This window comes from Streptomyces sp. NPDC002676 (assembly GCF_053592455.1).
Genome location: NZ_JBSFVT010000008.1, coordinates 198,286 through 213,560 on the forward strand (window position 1 = coordinate 198,286; position 15,275 = coordinate 213,560).

16 protein-coding genes and 1 riboswitch are annotated in these 15,275 nt (G+C 70.2%); of the genes, 8 read left to right on the forward strand and 8 right to left on the reverse strand.

The window, feature by feature from the left end; translation table 11 throughout:
• The first annotated feature begins 50 nt into the window (after positions 1-50).
• A complete protein-coding gene (locus ACWD3E_RS23730) occupies positions 51-1,430 on the forward strand; it encodes an FG-GAP and VCBS repeat-containing protein (RefSeq protein ID WP_451389553.1) in 1,380 nt (459 codons plus the stop codon).
• A gap of 7 nt (positions 1,431-1,437) precedes the next feature.
• On the opposite strand, the gene ACWD3E_RS23735 is transcribed toward ACWD3E_RS23730, so the two are convergent.
• Positions 1,438-2,082 (reverse strand): Uma2 family endonuclease, encoded by a 645-nt coding sequence (locus tag ACWD3E_RS23735; protein WP_451389554.1) that lies wholly within the window; start codon positions 2,080-2,082, stop codon positions 1,438-1,440.
• A 296-nt stretch (positions 2,083-2,378) separates the two neighbouring features.
• On the opposite strand from ACWD3E_RS23735, the gene ACWD3E_RS23740 reads away from it, so the two are divergent.
• From ACWD3E_RS23740 to ACWD3E_RS23755, 4 genes are all read left to right on the forward strand, one after another.
• The gene (locus ACWD3E_RS23740; RefSeq protein WP_451389555.1) at positions 2,379-2,789 is read left to right on the forward strand and encodes a VOC family protein; all 411 of its coding nucleotides are present in this window, start codon (positions 2,379-2,381) and stop codon (positions 2,787-2,789) included.
• A 94-nt stretch (positions 2,790-2,883) separates the two neighbouring features.
• Positions 2,884-3,291: a hypothetical protein gene (locus ACWD3E_RS23745; RefSeq protein WP_451389556.1), complete on the forward strand. Its 408-nt coding sequence runs from the start codon at positions 2,884-2,886 to the stop codon at positions 3,289-3,291.
• Complete coding sequence (locus tag ACWD3E_RS23750) at positions 3,288-3,806, forward strand: thiol-disulfide oxidoreductase DCC family protein (RefSeq protein ID WP_451389557.1); 519 nt, start codon at positions 3,288-3,290, stop codon at positions 3,804-3,806. The genes ACWD3E_RS23745 and ACWD3E_RS23750 overlap by 4 nt, the downstream gene beginning before the upstream one ends.
• An 11-nt stretch (positions 3,807-3,817) precedes the next feature.
• Positions 3,818-4,582 carry a TetR family transcriptional regulator gene (locus ACWD3E_RS23755; RefSeq protein ID WP_451389558.1) on the forward strand — a complete coding sequence of 255 codons (765 nt, stop codon included), beginning with the start codon at positions 3,818-3,820 and terminating at the stop codon, positions 4,580-4,582.
• Here ACWD3E_RS23755 and ACWD3E_RS23760 read toward each other — a convergent pair whose 3' ends face one another.
• Both ACWD3E_RS23760 and ACWD3E_RS23765 read right to left on the reverse strand, forming a co-directional pair.
• Positions 4,583-6,142, reverse strand: coding sequence for an ABC transporter substrate-binding protein (locus ACWD3E_RS23760; protein ID WP_451389559.1), 1,560 nt, complete (start codon positions 6,140-6,142; stop codon positions 4,583-4,585).
• A gap of 223 nt (positions 6,143-6,365) precedes the next feature.
• Positions 6,366-6,605 carry an SCO4848 family membrane protein gene (locus ACWD3E_RS23765; RefSeq protein WP_451352508.1) on the reverse strand — a complete coding sequence of 80 codons (240 nt, stop codon included), beginning with the start codon at positions 6,603-6,605 and terminating at the stop codon, positions 6,366-6,368.
• A 91-nt stretch (positions 6,606-6,696) separates the two neighbouring features.
• On the opposite strand from ACWD3E_RS23765, the gene ACWD3E_RS23770 reads away from it, so the two are divergent.
• A complete protein-coding gene (locus tag ACWD3E_RS23770) occupies positions 6,697-7,944 on the forward strand; it encodes a D-alanyl-D-alanine carboxypeptidase family protein (protein ID WP_451389560.1) in 1,248 nt (415 codons plus the stop codon).
• Here ACWD3E_RS23770 and ACWD3E_RS23775 read toward each other — a convergent pair.
• Complete coding sequence (locus tag ACWD3E_RS23775) at positions 7,892-8,836, reverse strand: YihY/virulence factor BrkB family protein (protein WP_451389561.1); 945 nt, start codon at positions 8,834-8,836, stop codon at positions 7,892-7,894. The genes ACWD3E_RS23770 and ACWD3E_RS23775 overlap by 53 nt on opposite strands.
• A 116-nt stretch (positions 8,837-8,952) precedes the next feature.
• Between ACWD3E_RS23775 and ACWD3E_RS23780 the strand changes: the two genes are divergently transcribed.
• Positions 8,953-9,756 carry a decaprenylphospho-beta-D-erythro-pentofuranosid-2-ulose 2-reductase gene (locus ACWD3E_RS23780; RefSeq protein WP_451389562.1) on the forward strand — a complete coding sequence of 268 codons (804 nt, stop codon included), beginning with the start codon at positions 8,953-8,955 and terminating at the stop codon, positions 9,754-9,756.
• On the opposite strand, the gene ACWD3E_RS23785 is transcribed toward ACWD3E_RS23780, so the two are convergent.
• The 3 genes from ACWD3E_RS23785 to ACWD3E_RS23795 form a co-directional block, all read right to left on the reverse strand.
• Positions 9,753-10,337 (reverse strand): 2'-5' RNA ligase family protein, encoded by a 585-nt coding sequence (locus tag ACWD3E_RS23785; protein ID WP_451389563.1) that lies wholly within the window; start codon positions 10,335-10,337, stop codon positions 9,753-9,755. The genes ACWD3E_RS23780 and ACWD3E_RS23785 overlap by 4 nt on opposite strands.
• 133 nt (positions 10,338-10,470) lie before the next feature.
• The gene (gene trpS, locus ACWD3E_RS23790) at positions 10,471-11,484 is read right to left on the reverse strand and encodes a tryptophan--tRNA ligase (RefSeq protein WP_451389564.1); all 1,014 of its coding nucleotides are present in this window, start codon (positions 11,482-11,484) and stop codon (positions 10,471-10,473) included.
• Between the two features lie 76 nt (positions 11,485-11,560).
• The gene (locus ACWD3E_RS23795) at positions 11,561-13,012 is read right to left on the reverse strand and encodes a glycine hydroxymethyltransferase (protein ID WP_451389565.1); all 1,452 of its coding nucleotides are present in this window, start codon (positions 13,010-13,012) and stop codon (positions 11,561-11,563) included.
• 32 nt (positions 13,013-13,044) lie between these two features.
• Positions 13,045-13,151, reverse strand: a riboswitch (ZMP/ZTP riboswitch).
• Positions 13,152-13,281: 130 nt separating this feature from the next.
• Here ACWD3E_RS23795 and rocD point away from each other — a divergent pair.
• Complete coding sequence (gene rocD / locus ACWD3E_RS23800; RefSeq protein ID WP_451389566.1) at positions 13,282-14,487, forward strand: ornithine--oxo-acid transaminase; 1,206 nt, start codon at positions 13,282-13,284, stop codon at positions 14,485-14,487.
• Between the two features lie 195 nt (positions 14,488-14,682).
• On the opposite strand, the gene ACWD3E_RS23805 is transcribed toward rocD, so the two are convergent.
• Positions 14,683-15,204: a hypothetical protein gene (locus ACWD3E_RS23805; RefSeq protein WP_451389567.1), complete on the reverse strand. Its 522-nt coding sequence runs from the start codon at positions 15,202-15,204 to the stop codon at positions 14,683-14,685.
• Between the last annotated feature and the right edge of the window lie 71 nt (positions 15,205-15,275).

The window sequence follows — 15,275 nt, forward strand, 5'->3', positions numbered from 1 at the left end:
GCCTCCTCACCAGTCTCCACGGTGCACACGAATCGCACACAGGAGACTCATTGCTCACTCACAGAACACTCCGCCTGGCTCTCGCGACGGCGACGGCCGCCTCGCTGACCGGCGGACTGTTGGCCCTCTCGACAGCGTCGGCGACCGCGGCCACGCCCGCCAAGTACGCCGACGACTTCAACGGGGACGGCTACCGGGACTATGCGTCCGGCTGGGCCGGTGAGGTCACCGTCACCTACGGCACGGCGACGGGCCCCGGCACCACGACGAAGACATTCACGCAGGACAGCCCCGGCATCCCCGGGACGGCCGGCGACGCCGGAGGCTACGGCGACGGCTTCGGCGACCAGCTCGCGAACGCGGACTTCAACGGCGACGGTTACGCCGACCTCGCGGTCGGGGACCGCAGCGAGAAGGTGGGTACGCAGGCCGGAGCGGGCGCGGTCACCATTCTGTGGGGCGCCGCCTCGGGCCTGGGCACGAAGGCCACGCGCATCCCCGTCACGGCCCACGCCGACTACGGCTTCGGCGCCGCCCTCGCCTCCGGCGACTTCAACGGCGACGGCAAGGCGGACCTGGCTGTCGCCAACGGCGTCGACACCGTCTACATCTACCGCGGCGGCTTCTCCCAGACCGGTACGACGGGCCAGGTCACCAAGCACACGCGGCCCCCCGGCCCCGACGACGACATCCTGGAACCGACCGCCCTCGTCGCCGGCAAGGTCACGGCGGACAAGGCGACCGACCTGTACGTCCTCGGCCAGGGCTACAAGAACGACAAGGTGACCCAGGCCGCCTGGTTCCTGCGCGGCGGCACCACTGTCACGTCGGGCAAGTTCACGACGTACAACGCCACGTCCCCGGACTACAGCCCGACCGGAGTCATCGCCGACTTCGACAAGAACGGCTACGGGGACCTCGCGGTCAGCGACGTCCCCTACAACCACGGCGCGGGCTCCGTCGTCGTCCTGCGCGGCGGCTCCACCGGCCCGACCACGTCCTACCGCCTCACCCAGTCCACATCGGGCGTGGCCACCGCCGCCACGGCGCACGACGGCTTCGGCTACGCCCTCTCCGCCGGCGACACCAACCACGACGGTTACCCGGACCTGGCGGTGGGCGTGCCTGAGGAGCAGGTCGGCACGGTCAAGGAGGCGGGCGGCGTCCACATCCTCCGGGGCGGCACGAACGGCCTGACCGGCACCGGTTCCCAGTGGTTCAGCCGCGCCACGGCAGGCGTACCGGGCAGCGCGACGGAGTACGAGCAGTTCGGCATGTACGCCCGCCTGCGCGACTTCGACCGGGACGGCGACGCGGACCTGCTGGTGTCGGGCGGCTCCGGCCCAAGCGTCCTGCTCCGGGCCGGCACAACCGGCATCACGACGGCCGGCGCGACGGAAACCGAACTGACTCCCGGTTTCCCGCAGTAGACGCCTCTCAGCTCTCCGTCTCCTCCGGCCGACGGCCCGGACGCTCGTTGATCGCGGTCAGGTCGATCTCGATGTCGAAGGGGACGGAGAGCTTGAGCCGGTCGTGGAAGATGCCGGTGGGGCTGTAGGACTTCGTGGCGGGGTCGAGTTCGTAGACGTAGACGACAGGCAGGCCTTGCTCTTCGTCCTTCTCGACCCGCCAGAAATGCGGCACACCGGCCGCAGCGTACTTGCGGGGCTTGACCTCGCGATCACGCTCACGGGAGTCGTCCGAGACGACCTCGACGGCCAAGACAATGTCTTCGGCCCTGTACCAGGTCTGGTCAGGCCCGGTGACCGCCTCTGCCGGAAACACGACGATATCCGGCTCAGGCCGATTCTTCGGGTCCAGTTTGATCGTCATTTCCCGGTCGACGTCAAGGTGCTCCGGCACCTGCACCAACAAGGCGTTGTCCAGCAGACGCAGGGTGCGCGAGTGGAACCGGGTCTGCGGACTCCTGAAGACGAGACTCCCGTCGATCAACTCCGTGTGCGGCGGGAGGCCCGGAATCCGGTCGAGGTCGTCCGCGGTCCAACCCCCGGACGGCGGGATCGGCCAGCGATACCCAGGCTCGCCGCCCTGCCCTGCCTCATGCTCGGATGCGGCGCTCATCAGTGCTCCCATGGGGCCGGAGCCTCGCCTGTCGCTTCAGCCTACTCAGGCGCAATGCAGGGCGCCTCACCTGAACGAGTGATCACGCCGTCCGCCCACACGCCGCCCGTATGCCCCGGAACCCTGGGAACTCGACGACCGAACCGTTCTGGGCTCCTCGCTGAGCAGCTCAGTGGACTCATCCGAGATTGCCAGCCGGCTGCCGGTGATGCGGGGCCTTGTTTCTGATGCTCCGGAAGCAGGGCCCTCGGGCGTTTTTGTGCGGGTTCTCTTTCCCGCCGCTCTAATCTGACGACATGTCAGACGAAGAGTCGTACGAGCTGCTCGGGTTCGACAACGTGCTGCTGCCCGTCGGGGACCTCGCGGAGGCCGTCGGGTTCTACGAGCGGGCCGGGTTCGGGGTGGGGTTCCGGTTCGACGAGGCCGGGATCGCGCTGCTGAAGGTCGGCAAGGAGACGCCCGGGATTCTGCTGCGGGTGGACGAGGAGCTGGGGTATCGGTCGCCGCCCTGGCACTCGGCGCGCATCTGGCTGGAGGTGCCCGACGCGCGGGCGACGGCGCGGGGGCTGGCCGCCGCCGGGATCACGCCGCTGGACGAGGCGTTCCCCGTGGCCACCGGGTGGACCGTGGAGATCGCCGACCCATGGGGGAACGTCCTCGGCTTCACGGACTACAGCAAGCGGCCGGAGTTGGGGCGCAGAAGGTGAAGCACCTCTCCCCGCCTTTGAGTTGAACACGTTCAAAAGCAGGTCTACAGTCATCCCTGTCAGCGTTTTGAACGCGTTCAAGAAGGGGTGGGGCATGGACCGCACCGTCATCGCCTACGTCATCTACCTGGTCGTCAGCATCGCGCTGACCATCTGGGTGGCCCGCACGCTCAGCCGCAACGGCCGGATCTTCCTCGCCGACGTCCTGCGCGGCAACGAGCAGCTCGCCGACGCGGTCAACCACCTCCTGGTGGTCGGCTTCTACCTGGTCAACCTCGGCTTCGTGGCGCTGTACCTGAGCGGGGACGAGACGATCGAGGACACCCGCGGCGTCTTCGAGGCCCTGTCGACCAAGCTGGGCGTGGTCCTGCTGGTGCTCGGCGCGATGCACCTGGGCAACGTGTACGTCCTCAACAAGATCCGGCGGCGCGGGATCATGGAGCGCGAGCAGCGTCCGCCGGTCAACCCGCAGGAGTGGATCGCCCCGACGGCCGGGGCGTGACCATCGTGACCACCCCAGCCGCCGCTCCGGTCCGCGGGCTCACCGTTCTGTACGACGCCTCGTGCGGCCTGTGCGCCCACCTGCGCGACTGGCTCGTCCGGCAGCCGCAGCTCGTGCCGCTGGAGCTGGTGCCGGCGGGCTCGGAGCAGGCACGGGCCCGCTTCCCGGGGCTCGACCCCGCAAGCACCCTTGAGGAGATCACCGTCGTCGGCGACTCCGGGCAGGTCTACCGGGGCTCCCGGGCCTGGATCGTCGTCCTGTGGGCCCTGCGCGAACACCGCCCGCTCGCGCACAGGTTGAGCACTCCGGCCGGGGCCAAGGTGGCCCGGGGAGCGGTCCTGGCCGCCGCGAAGTGGCGGGGCGCCCAGTGGCCGGGCGGAGGGGAGCGGAGCGGGCAGGGCGGGGCCTGGGGAGGGCAGTCGTACCGGCGGGCCGACGGGTGGGTGTATCACCCGAGCAGCGGCTGGGTCCACGAGCCGCCCTCCTGCTCCGGCGCGGCCGACGGCACTCGTTAGGCTCTCCTCTCGTGCCCGCGAAGAACGACGGCCCCGAGGCGGCCGGCCCCCAGAGCAGCAAGTCCGAGCAGACCCGTGCGCTGATCCTTGAGACCGCCATGCGGCTGTTCCAGGAACGCGGCTACGACAAGACCACGATGCGGGCCATCGCCACGGAGGCCGGGGTCTCCGTCGGCAACGCGTACTACTACTTCGAGGGCAAGGAACACCTCATCCAGGGCTTCTACGACCGGATCGCCGCCGAGCACCAGGTGGCGGTCCGGGAGGTCCTGGAGCGGGAAACCGACCTGGAGGCGCGGCTCGCGGGAGTGCTGACCGCGTGGCTGGACATCGCCCGGCCGTACCACGAGTTCGCCGTCCAGTTCTTCAAGAACGCTGCCGATCCCGACAGCCCGCTCAGCCCCTTCTCCCCGGAGAGCGAGCACGCGCGCGAGCAGGCCATCAGCGTGCACCGGCAGGTCCTGGCCGGCTCCAAGTCCAAGGTCGCACCCGAACTCCGGGAGGTTCTCCCGGAGTTGATGTGGCTCTCCCAGATGGGCCTGGTCCTGTACTGGGTCTTCGACCGCACGGAGGGGCGCGAGCGCAGCTACCGGCTGGCGAGGCGGGGTGCCCGCCTCACCGCACGGGGGGTCGCCCTGGCCCGCTTCCGGGTCCTGCGCCCCCTCGTGCTGGAGGTCCACGAACTGTTCACGGACTTCCTGCCGGGGATGACGAAGGCGCTGCCGGACCCGGGGAAGAAGAGCCGGGAGGGCCGGGAGGGCCCAGAGGCCGGCTGATCAGATCCACTCCAGTCGCCACAGCCGGAACACGCCCGTGCCGTCGGACAGGTACTGGCCGCCGCCCACGTCCTCCGTGCTGACCACGTACTCCTTGCGCTGCCACAGGGGGATCAGCGGGACGTCGGTGGCCACGGTCGACTGGATCTCGCGGAAGTCGTTCGCCGCGCGGCTGCGGTCCGCGTACTGCCGGCTGCCGAGGATGAGGTTGTCGACCGCCTTGTTGCTGTAGCCCGTGTTCATGGTCGAGCCGGTGCCGACGAGCGGGGAGCCGAAGGTGTCCGGGTCGGGGTAGTCCGCGACCCAGCCGACCGCCCAGGCGTCCATCTTCCCGGCGGCCCAGCGCTTCTGGAAGTCGGTCCACTCGTACCCCTGGACGTCCACCTTGAACAGGCCGCCCTGCTCCAGCTGCGTCTTCAGCGCCGCGGCCTCCTCCTCGCCCGCGCCCCGGCCCTTGCCGTAGCCGAAGGTGAAGCGCACCGGGAGGGTGACGCCGGCCTGGGTGAGCAGTTCGCGGGCCTTGGCGACGTTCTGCGTCGGGTAGGTGTCGAAGAACGACGTGGTGTGGCCGGTGATGCCGGTCGGGATCAGCGAGTACAGCGGGTCGACCGTGCCCTGGTACACCGTGGCGGCGAGCTTCTCGCGGTTGACCAGCCAGGCCATCGCGCGGCGCACTTGCACGTCGTGCAGCGGGGAGCCGGCGCGGGTGTTGAGGTAGAGGTTGCGGGTCTCGGAGCTGTCGGCCTCGGAGACGCGCTGCTTGGGGTCGCTCGGGTTCAGCCGGGAGAGCACGTCCGGCGGCAGCGTCCGGGTGGCGACGTCGAGCTTCTTGGCGTTCCAGGCGCTGTTCAGCTTCTGGGAGTCGCCGAAGTAGCGCAGCTCGACGGGGCTGCCGGTGCCGCTGAGGTCGCCCTTGTAGCTCGAGTTCGGCGCGAGGACGGCCTTCGTGTCCTTCACGTACGACGTCAGCCGGTACGGCCCGGTGCCGTCGGCCGCGGTGTCGGTGCGCAGGCTGTCGGCCGGGTACCTGTCCTTGTCCACGATGGCACCGGCGCCGGTCGCCACCTTCTGCGGGAACGTGGCGTCCGGGGACGACAGGTGGAAGGTCACGGTCGTCGCGCTGTCGGCCGTCACCGAGCCGAGCGTGGCGAACAGGGACGCCGGGCCGACATCCGAGTCGATCTTCTTGACCCGGTCGAAGGAGTACTTCACGTCCGCGGCGGTCATCGTGCGCCCGCTGGGGAAGGTGATCCCGTCGCGCAGCGTGCACTGGTAGGTCTTCAGACCCGCGCCCTGGAAGGAGCAGCTCTTCGCCGCGTCCGGGACCGGCTCGACCCCGCCCGGCTCGAACGTCAGCAGCGACTGGAAGACGTTGCTGAACAACGCCCAGGAACCGGCGTCGTAGGCTCCGGCCGGGTCCAGCGACGTCACCGCGTCCGTCGTACCGACCACGATGGTCTTGTTCTTGTTCTGCTCCGACGGCAGCAACTGCCAGCCGCCGATGCCTACGACCCCGAGCACGATCAGTGTCACGAGAACGCGCATGCGAACAGATCGCATGGTGGTGCCCTCCCCAGGCCTTTTGAGCCCTACCCATGGCCAGCACAATTTCGCCACTCCCCTAAGCGGCGCGGCTCACCTAATCACAGGTCTCTCACCTGGGGGAAGGGCTTTCTGACCAGATGGGGAAAGAACTTACCGAGCGTGTTGTTACCGCCCGGTTTCACAACGCCTTCACGGAAGGAAAGCGGTTCCAGTCACGCGCGCGTGACCGCACCCTCCGCTATGAAGTGCGGCGCAGTGCGCGCAGTCCGCGCAACCCGATGACCCCGATGACCGTCCCCAGTACGAAGGAGACGATCGCCAGCAGCAGATGCACCCAGAAGTACGCGGTCGGGTGACCGTCGTCGAAGGCGAGTCCGCTGCTGTCCTTGACGAGATTCTTGACGAAAGTGACCCAGATGACCCAGCTCCACACCCCGAAGGCGAGCAGGAACCAGGAGACAGGGCGGCTGAGCTTCATGGGGTCAGTATCGCTGGCCGGTGTCCGGTTCCCTGCCGGGGGTGGGGTGGTGCGCGGGACTTCGGCGTCCGGTCCAGGTACGTTCTCGATCGTGTCCGCACCGAACAAGACCATCAGGCGATCACTGCTGGTCACCTCCGCCACACTGCTGTCCCTTTCCGTCGCCTCCGTCGCCGCGCCCGCCGCGCTCGCTGCCCCGCGCCCCTCGACGACACCGACGGCCACGCCTCCGGCCGGTATGTCGACGGTGGGCGGTGTGCGGCTCGGGCAGCCCGGCACGCAGGTGAACTCCGCCCCCGGTGTCCCCGCGCTGCCGAAGGACCTCACCGCCCGCTCCTGGATCGTCTCCGACGCGGAGTCGGGCCAGGTGCTGGCCGCACACAACGCGCACTGGCGGCTGCCCCCGGCTAGCACGCTGAAGATGCTGTTCGCGGACACCGTGCTGCCCCGCTTCCCGAAGTCGATGACGCACAAGGTGGCGGCGTCCGACCTGGCGGGCATGGGCGCCGGCTCCAGCGTGGTCGGGATAGAGGAGGGCCACAGCTACAACGTGCACGACCTGTGGCTCGGCGTCTTCCTTCGCTCGGGCAACGACGCGGTGCACGTGCTGTCCGCGATGAACGGCGGCGTCCCGCAGACCGTCAAGGACATGCAGGACCACGCCGACGAACTCCAGGCGCTGGACACGCATGTGATCAGCCCCGACGGCTACGACGCCCCGGGGCAGGTGTCGTCGGCGTACGACCTGACGCTGTTCGCGCGCTCCGGGCTGCAGAAGAAGGACTTCCGCGACTACTGCTCGACCGTGCGCGCGAAATTCGGTCCGGCCGAGATCCAGAACACCAACCGGCTGCTGAGCGGCGACACCGACGTGCCCGTCTACCAGGGCATCGCGGGTGTGAAGAACGGCAACACCACCAACGCGGGCGCCACGTTCACCGGTGTCGCCGAGCGGAAGGGCAGGGTGCTGCTGGTCACCGTGATGAATCCGGAGAAGCACGAGCACAACGAGGTCTACAAGGAGGCCGCGAAGCTGCTCGACTGGGGCTTCCGGTCGGCCGGCAAGGTCGCGGCGGTGGGCGAGCTGGTGCCGCCGAAGAGTGCCGTGCAGGCCGGCGCGCAGCCGAGCGGCGGTGCCTCCGCCGGGAAGGAGGGCTCCGCGGCCGGCGGGTCCGGCTCGAAGCCGGTGACGAGCGCCACCGCCGGGGGCGGCTCCGGCGGGATCGGGATAGCGCTGGCCATCACGGGCGGGCTGCTGGTGCTGCTCTCGGGCGGGGTGTTCCTGGTCAACCGCCGTTGGCCGCTGCCGGATCTGATGCGCCGTCGGTCCCGTCCCTGACGTCCTCCTCTTCGGCCTCCTCCTGTACGTCGGTCTCCGACTGCTCCTCGGTCTGCGTCGCCGTCCAGGCGGCGCAGAACAGGAGGATTCTCGAGGTGAAGTTGATCCACAGCAGCAGGGCCACGGGCACGCCGAACGCGCCGTACATGCTCTTCGCGGCGACTCCCTGGATATAGCCACTGAGCAGCAGCTTCAGCGCCTCGAAGCCGACCGCGCCGAGCAGCGCGGCCACCAGCAGCCGTCGGCGCGGCGGCTCGACCCCGGGCAGCAGGGTCAGGACGTAGAGCAGAACCAGGAAGTCGGCGAGCACGGCGACGGCGAACGCGGCGATGCGCAGCAGGAGGCTGCCGAAGCCCGCGCCGGCCAGGCCGAGCACATGGGACACCCGGCCCACGGCCGCGGAGGCGAGGGTGGAGGCGGCGAACGTCACCAGCAGGGCGCCGCCGAGGCCGATCAGGATGCCCGCGTCCTTGGCCTTGGCGAGGAGGGGGTTCTCCTCGCGGTCCGGCAGTTCCCACACCGCGCGCAGGCAGTCCCGCACCTGGCCGACCCAGTTGATGCCGGTGAACACCAGGACGGCGCCCGCGATGATGCCGACGGTGCCGGCGTTGTGGACCAGGCCGCTGATGTCCAACTGCTGGGAGAGGCCCGGGAACTGGTCGGCGATCCGGTGCTCGACGGCCTTCTGGCGGGCCGGGCTGAGCGTGGCGGCGGCGACCGCGGCGGCCACGGTGAGCAGCGGGAACAGCGCCACGAAGCTGACGAACGTCATGGCGGCGGCCAGCCGGGACCACTTCACCCGGTCCAGGCGCTCGTAACAGTGCCATGCGTGGGTGGCCGTCAGCCGGGTGACGACCGGCCCGATGACAGGCAGTCTCTTCAGCCAGTCCATGATCCGTTCCTGCCCCCAACGCAAAGACCTACGCAAACACCTGACGACAAAGACCTAATGCCAATATGGCGCGTCATCCCATTAACCACCCGTAGCCGGGCGATACGGTCGCTGGCATGCCCGGAGCCCCGCAGTCCCTGCTCGTCCTCGGTGGCACGTCCGAGATCGGGCTGGCCATCGCCCGCCGACTGATCGCCCGCCGTACCCGCACCGTGTGGCTGGCGGGCCGCCCCTCCCCCGCGCTGGAGCAGACCGCCGAGGGCCTGCGCGCCCTCGGCGCGGACGTCCGTACCGTCGCCTTCGACGCCCTCGACCCCGAGTCCCACGAGACGGTCCTCGGCAAGGTCTTCGCCGAGGGCGAGGTCGACATGGTGCTGCTCGCCTTCGGCATCCTCGGCGACCAGGCCCACGACGAGCGCGAACCCCTGCGCGCCGTCCAGGTCGCCCAGACCAACTACACCGGAGCCGTCTCGTCGGGCCTGGTCGCCGCCCGCGCCCTTCAGCAACAGGGTCACGGCTCCCTGGTGGTCCTGTCCTCCGTCGCCGGCGAGCGGGCCCGCCGTACCGACTTCATCTACGGCTCCAGCAAGGCCGGCCTCGACGTCTTCGCGCACGGCCTCGGCGACGCCCTCTACGGCACCGGCGTGCACGTCATGGTCGTACGCCCCGGATTCGTCCGTACGCGGATGACGGCGGGCCTTCCCAAAGCCCCGTTCGCCACCACACCCGAGGCGGTGGCCTCGGCGATCGAGCTGGGGCTGCGCCGCCGCTCGGAGACGGTGTGGGTGCCGGGGGCGCTGCGGCTGGTGATGTCGGCGCTGCGGCACGCGCCGCGCGCGCTGTTCCGCAGGCTGCCGGTCTGGCCGACAGGGCCTGGCAGCGGCCAGAAGCCGGAAACGACCGGAAACGACCAGCCCTAGAGGCTGGCGATCGTGTCTCGCTCGACGTCCGCGTGGCCGGCCTGCGGCGGCACCACGGATCCGCCGAACATGTACTCCCGCAACTTGCGCCACACCCCGTCGGCACCCTGCTCGTACAGCGAGAACCCGGCGCACGGCCACTCGGCGCCGTAGTCGGCCAGTTCCGCGAAGGCGCGGTCCATCGCCGCCTCGTCGATGCCGTGGGCGACGGTCACGTGCGGGTGGTACGGGAACTGCAGGTCACGGGCCACGGGCCCGGAGGCGTCGCGGACCCGCTGCTGCAGCCAGGCGCACTCCTCGGCGCCCTGGACGACCCGGACGTAGACGACCGGGGACACGGGCCGGAAGGTGCCGGTGCCGGACAGCCGCATCGGGAACGGCCGGCCCGCCGCGGCAACCTCGGTGAGGTGCGCCTCGACGGCAGGCAGCTCGGCCTCGTCCACCTCGGTCGGCGGCAGCAGGGTGACGTGCGTGGGAATGTCGTGAGCCGCGGCGTCGCCGAAGCCCGCGCGCCGCTCCTGGAGCAGGCTGCCGTGAGGCTCCGGGACCGCGATCGACACGCCGATCGTTACGGTCCCCACGTCGTCTCCCGTCGTCCGGTTTGTCCGGTATTCCCCGTCTGCCCGGGCAGGGAGGCCTGCTCGGGCAGCATTCAGCATCGACTGTACGGCTACCGCCGTCGAGTTGTGCGGCTCTGGCCGTGTGCTCTACAGCTCAGTGCTTCGCCGGCAGGAAACCGACCCGGTCGTAGGCCTGCGCGAGCGTCTCCGCGGCGACCGCGCGCGCCTTCTCCGCGCCCTTGGCCAGGATCGAGTCGAGTGTCTCGGCGTCGTCCAGGTACTGCTGCGTGCGCTCGCGGAACGGCGTGACGAAGTCAACCATGACCTCGGCGAGGTCGGTCTTGAGCGCGCCGTACATCTTGCCCTCATACTCCTGCTCCAGCTCGGCGATCGACTTGCCGGTGAGCGTGGAGTAGATGGTGAGCAGGTTCGACACGCCAGGCTTGTTCTCCGCGTCGTAGCGGATCACCGTGTCCGTGTCGGTGACGGCGCTCTTGACCTTCTTGGCCGTGGCCTTCGGGTCGTCCAGGAGGTTGATGAGGCCCTTCGGCGTGGACGCCGACTTGCTCATCTTGATCGACGGGTCCTGGAGGTCGTAGATCTTCGCCGTCTCCTTGAGGATGTACGGCGACGGGATCTTGAAGGTGTCGCCGAAGCGGCCGTTGAAGCGCTCGGCGAGGTCGCGGGTCAGCTCGATGTGCTGGCGCTGGTCCTCGCCGACCGGCACCTCGTTGGCCTGGTACAGGAGGATGTCCGCGACCTGGAGGATCGGGTACGTGAACAGGCCGACGCTCGCCCGGTCGGCGCCCTGCTTGGCGGACTTGTCCTTGAACTGGGTCATGCGGCTCGCCTCGCCGAAGCCGGTGAGGCAGTTCATGATCCAGGCGAGCTGGGCGTGCTCGGGGACATGGCTCTGGACGAAGAGCGTGCAGCGCTCCGGGTCGAGTCCGGCCGCCAGCAGCTGGGCCGCGGCGAGGCGGGTGTTGGCGCGCAGGTCCTTCGGGTCCTGCGGGACCGTGATCGCGTGCAGGTCGACGACCATGTAGAACGCGTCGTGGGACTCCTGCAGGGCCACCCACTGGCGGACGGCGCCGAGGTAGTTGCCGAGGTGGAACGAGCCGGCGGTGGGCTGGATTCCGGAGAGCACGCGGGGTCGGTCAGAGGCCATGTTCACCATTCTCTCAGGTGTTGGGGGCCTCTTTGACGGGAGCGCCCCGGAAAGGCGCTCCCGTCGGAGCCGGGCGTCAGCCGAGGTCGATCTCCGGGTACAGCGGGAACGCCGCCACCAGGTCCGTCGCCCGCTGGGCGATCTCGTCCGCCACCTTCGCGTCCAGGACGTGGGCCGCCTTGGAGGGGGCGCCGGACTTGGTGGTGCCCGGCTCGGTGGTGGTCAGGACGCGGTCGATCAGTCCCGCCACCTCGTCCATCTCCGCGGTGCCGAGGCCGCGCGTGGTCAGGGCCGGGGTGCCGATGCGGATGCCGGAGGTGTACCAGGCACCGTTCGGGTCGGCCGGAATGGCGTTGCGGTTGGTGACGATGCCGGAGTCGAGGAGCGCTGCCTCCGCCTGGCGGCCGGTGAGGCCGTAGGAGGTGGCGACGTCGATCAGGTTCAGGTGGTTGTCCGTGCCGCCGGTCACGAGCGTCGCGCCGCGGCGCATCAGGCCCTCCGCCAGCGCGCGCGAGTTGTCGACGATGCGCTGGGCGTAGTCCTGGAAGGAGGGCCGGCGGGCCTCGGCCAGGGCGACGGCCTTGGCGGCCATGACGTGCGGGAGCGGGCCGCCGAGGACCATCGGGCAGCCGCGGTCGACCTGCTCGCGCAGGGAGTCGTCGCACAGCACCATGCCGCCGCGCGGGCCGCGCAGGGACTTGTGGGTGGTGGTGGTGACGATCTGGGCGTGCGGGACCGGGTCGAAGTCGCCGGTCAGGACCTTGCCCGCGACCAGGCCCGCGAAGTGGGCCATGTCGACCATCAGGGTCGCCCCGACCTCGTCGGCGATCTCGCGCATGATCCGGAAGTTCACCAGACGGGGGTACGCCGAGTAGCCCGCGACGATGATCAGCGGCTTGAAATCGCGGGCCTGGGCGCGCAGGGCGTCGTAGTCGATCAGGCCGGTGGCCGGGTCGGTGCCGTAGGAGCGCTGGTCGAACATCTTGCCGGAGATGTTCGGGCGGAAGCCGTGGGTGAGGTGGCCGCCCGCGTCCAGGGACATGCCGAGCATGCGCTGGTTGCCGAAGTCCTGGCGCAGCGCGGCCCAGTCCTTCTCGGAGAGGTCGTTGACCTGGCGGGCGCCGGCCTTCTCCAGGTAGGGGGCCTCCACTCGGTCCGCGAGGACGGCCCAGAAGGCGACGAGGTTGGCGTCGATGCCGGAGTGCGGCTGGACGTAGGCGTGCTGGGAGCCGAAGAGCGCCTTGGCGTGCTCAGCGGCCAGGGACTCGACGGTGTCGACGTTGCGGCAGCCGGCGTAGAAGCGGCGGCCGACGGTGCCCTCGGCGTACTTGTCGCTGAACCAGTTGCCCATGGCGAGCAGGGTGGCCGGGGAGGCGTAGTTCTCGGAGGCGATCAGCTTCAGCATCTCGCGCTGGTCGGCCACCTCCTGGCCGATGGCGTCGGCGACCCGGGGCTCGACCGCGCGGATGACGTCGAGGGCCGCGCGATAGGCGGTGGACTCGGTGGAAAGGGGCTGCTGCTCTGGCATCGGGACCTCCGGACGGTGTGCTTACAGCGTTCACGTTCGGCCCAGGCGCACGGCACTGTTTTCCTGCCGGGCCGCTCCCCGATGGTCCGTCCCATCCTGGGCTCTGCCAGAGCCCCGCGCGCCAGTCACGGCCCGCCGATCAGCCTACCGGGCACCGCACGGCGCCACGCGACGGTGACCGCATGTTGAACGCGGCCCGCGTCCGTCTTCAGGGGGAGGATGGGAAACGAGGACAGGCAGGGGGGTCAGCGTCGTACCCGGGAGAGGCCGTGACCACTACAGAAGACCTCATCGCCGCTGCGGACGCGCACAGTGCGCCGACCTACCATCCGCTGCCGGTCGTCGTGGCCACGGGTGCGGGCGCGTGGCTGACGGATGTGGCGGGACGCCGGTATCTGGATCTGCTGGCCGGCTACTCGGCGCTGAACTTCGGGCACTGCAACCCGCGGCTGGTCGAGGCGGCCAGACGGCAGCTGGAGCGGGTCACGCTGACCTCCCGCGCCTTCCACCACGACCGGTTCGCCGCCTTCTGCGCGGAGCTGGCCGAGCTGTGCGGCATGGAGATGGTGCTGCCGATGAACACCGGCGCCGAGGCGGTGGAGAGCGCGGTGAAGACGGCCCGGAAGTGGGGGTACCGGGTGAAGGGGGTGCCCGCGGAGATGGCGAAGATCGTGGTCGCGGGCGGCAACTTCCACGGGCGTACGACCACGATCATCAGCTTCTCGACCGACCCGGAGGCCCGCGCGGACTTCGGCCCGTACACGCCCGGCTTCGAGATCGTGCCGTACGGCGATCTGACCGCGATGAAGGCCGCGCTCACCGAGAACACCGTCGCCGTGCTGCTGGAGCCGATCCAGGGCGAGTCCGGGGTGATCGTGCCGCCGGAGGGCTATCTGCCCGCGGTGCGGGAGCTGGCCCGCGAGCGGAACGTGCTGTTCATCGCCGACGAGATCCAGTCGGGGCTCGGCCGGACCGGGCGGACCTTCGCGTGCGAGCACGAGGGCGTCGTACCGGACCTGTACGTGCTGGGCAAGGCGCTCGGCGGCGGGATCGTGCCGGTGTCGGCGGTGGTGGGCAGTGCGGACGTGCTCGGGGTGTTCCGGCCCGGCGAGCACGGGTCGACGTTCGGCGGCAATCCGCTGGCCTGCGCGGTGGCGCTGGAGGTGATCGCGATGCTGCGCTCGGGCGACTTCCAGGAGCGGGCCACGCTCCTCGGCGAGCATCTGCACCGCGAGCTGGCCGGGCTGCTCGGCACCGGCAAGGTGACGGCGGTGCGCGGGCGCGGGCTGTGGGCGGGGGTGGACGTCTCCCCGCGGCTCGGCACCGGGCGGGCGGTCGCCGAGCGGCTGCTGGAGCGGGGCGTGCTGGTGAAGGACACCCACGGCTCGACGATCCGGATCGCTCCGCCGCTGGTGATCAGCGGGGAGGACCTGGACTGGGGGCTGGAGCAGTTGCGGGCGGTGCTGGGGATCTAGGGGCGATGCTGGTGACTTCGGTGTCTTGGGCTCGTTGGGCGGCGAGGGCCGGCCGAGCAGCGTAGCCGGCTGCTGCCCGCGAGGGTGGTGGTCCACTCCCGACGACAGTCACCATCGCCCGGCCAGGAACAACCTGAAGTCATTTCTGTCGGTGAGTTCGAACCGGGGGTGCCGGTGAGGCCGGCACCCGGTCCCTCAGCTGCCCCTTCGCAGCGCCAGCAGGGTCACCGCGCAGATCACGACGGCGAGGGCCAGACACGTCCAGCCGACCAGATGCAGGAGTGTCCCTGCCGCTCCGCCTGTGGACACGTGCAGTGCGACGGCAGTGATGAGGCACAGTGGCACGGAGGCGGTGACCGCGCCCCGTCTTCTGTCCTGGGCCAGGGTCCAGGTGCCCCAGAAGCTGAGCAGGCCGAGGAGGCCGAAGGCGAGTACGAGGAAGGGTGCGAAGACGAATCCGTAGTAGACGGAGCCCACGACCAGGCACCCGAACAGGGACGTCGACACGCACCCGGTGAGGGCGGCAGGGCGCAGACGGCCGTGTCGGCCAAGGATGCGGCTCGCCAGCCAGCCGGAGAGCACGGCCGGGAAGAGGCCGATCGTCGAGGCGAGGACCAGCTGGCCCGCGGGGAGGCCGGACGGCAGCGCCACGGCCGGAGGGAAGAGCAGGGGCGGCAGCGCCATCAGCAGTCCCGGCGCGGTGATACGTCGCGCCATGGTCCGGGTCCTCCTTCGTGGGCACGGGCGAAGGCCCCGGCCGGGCCCGCGGTGGCGGACCCGGCCGGGGC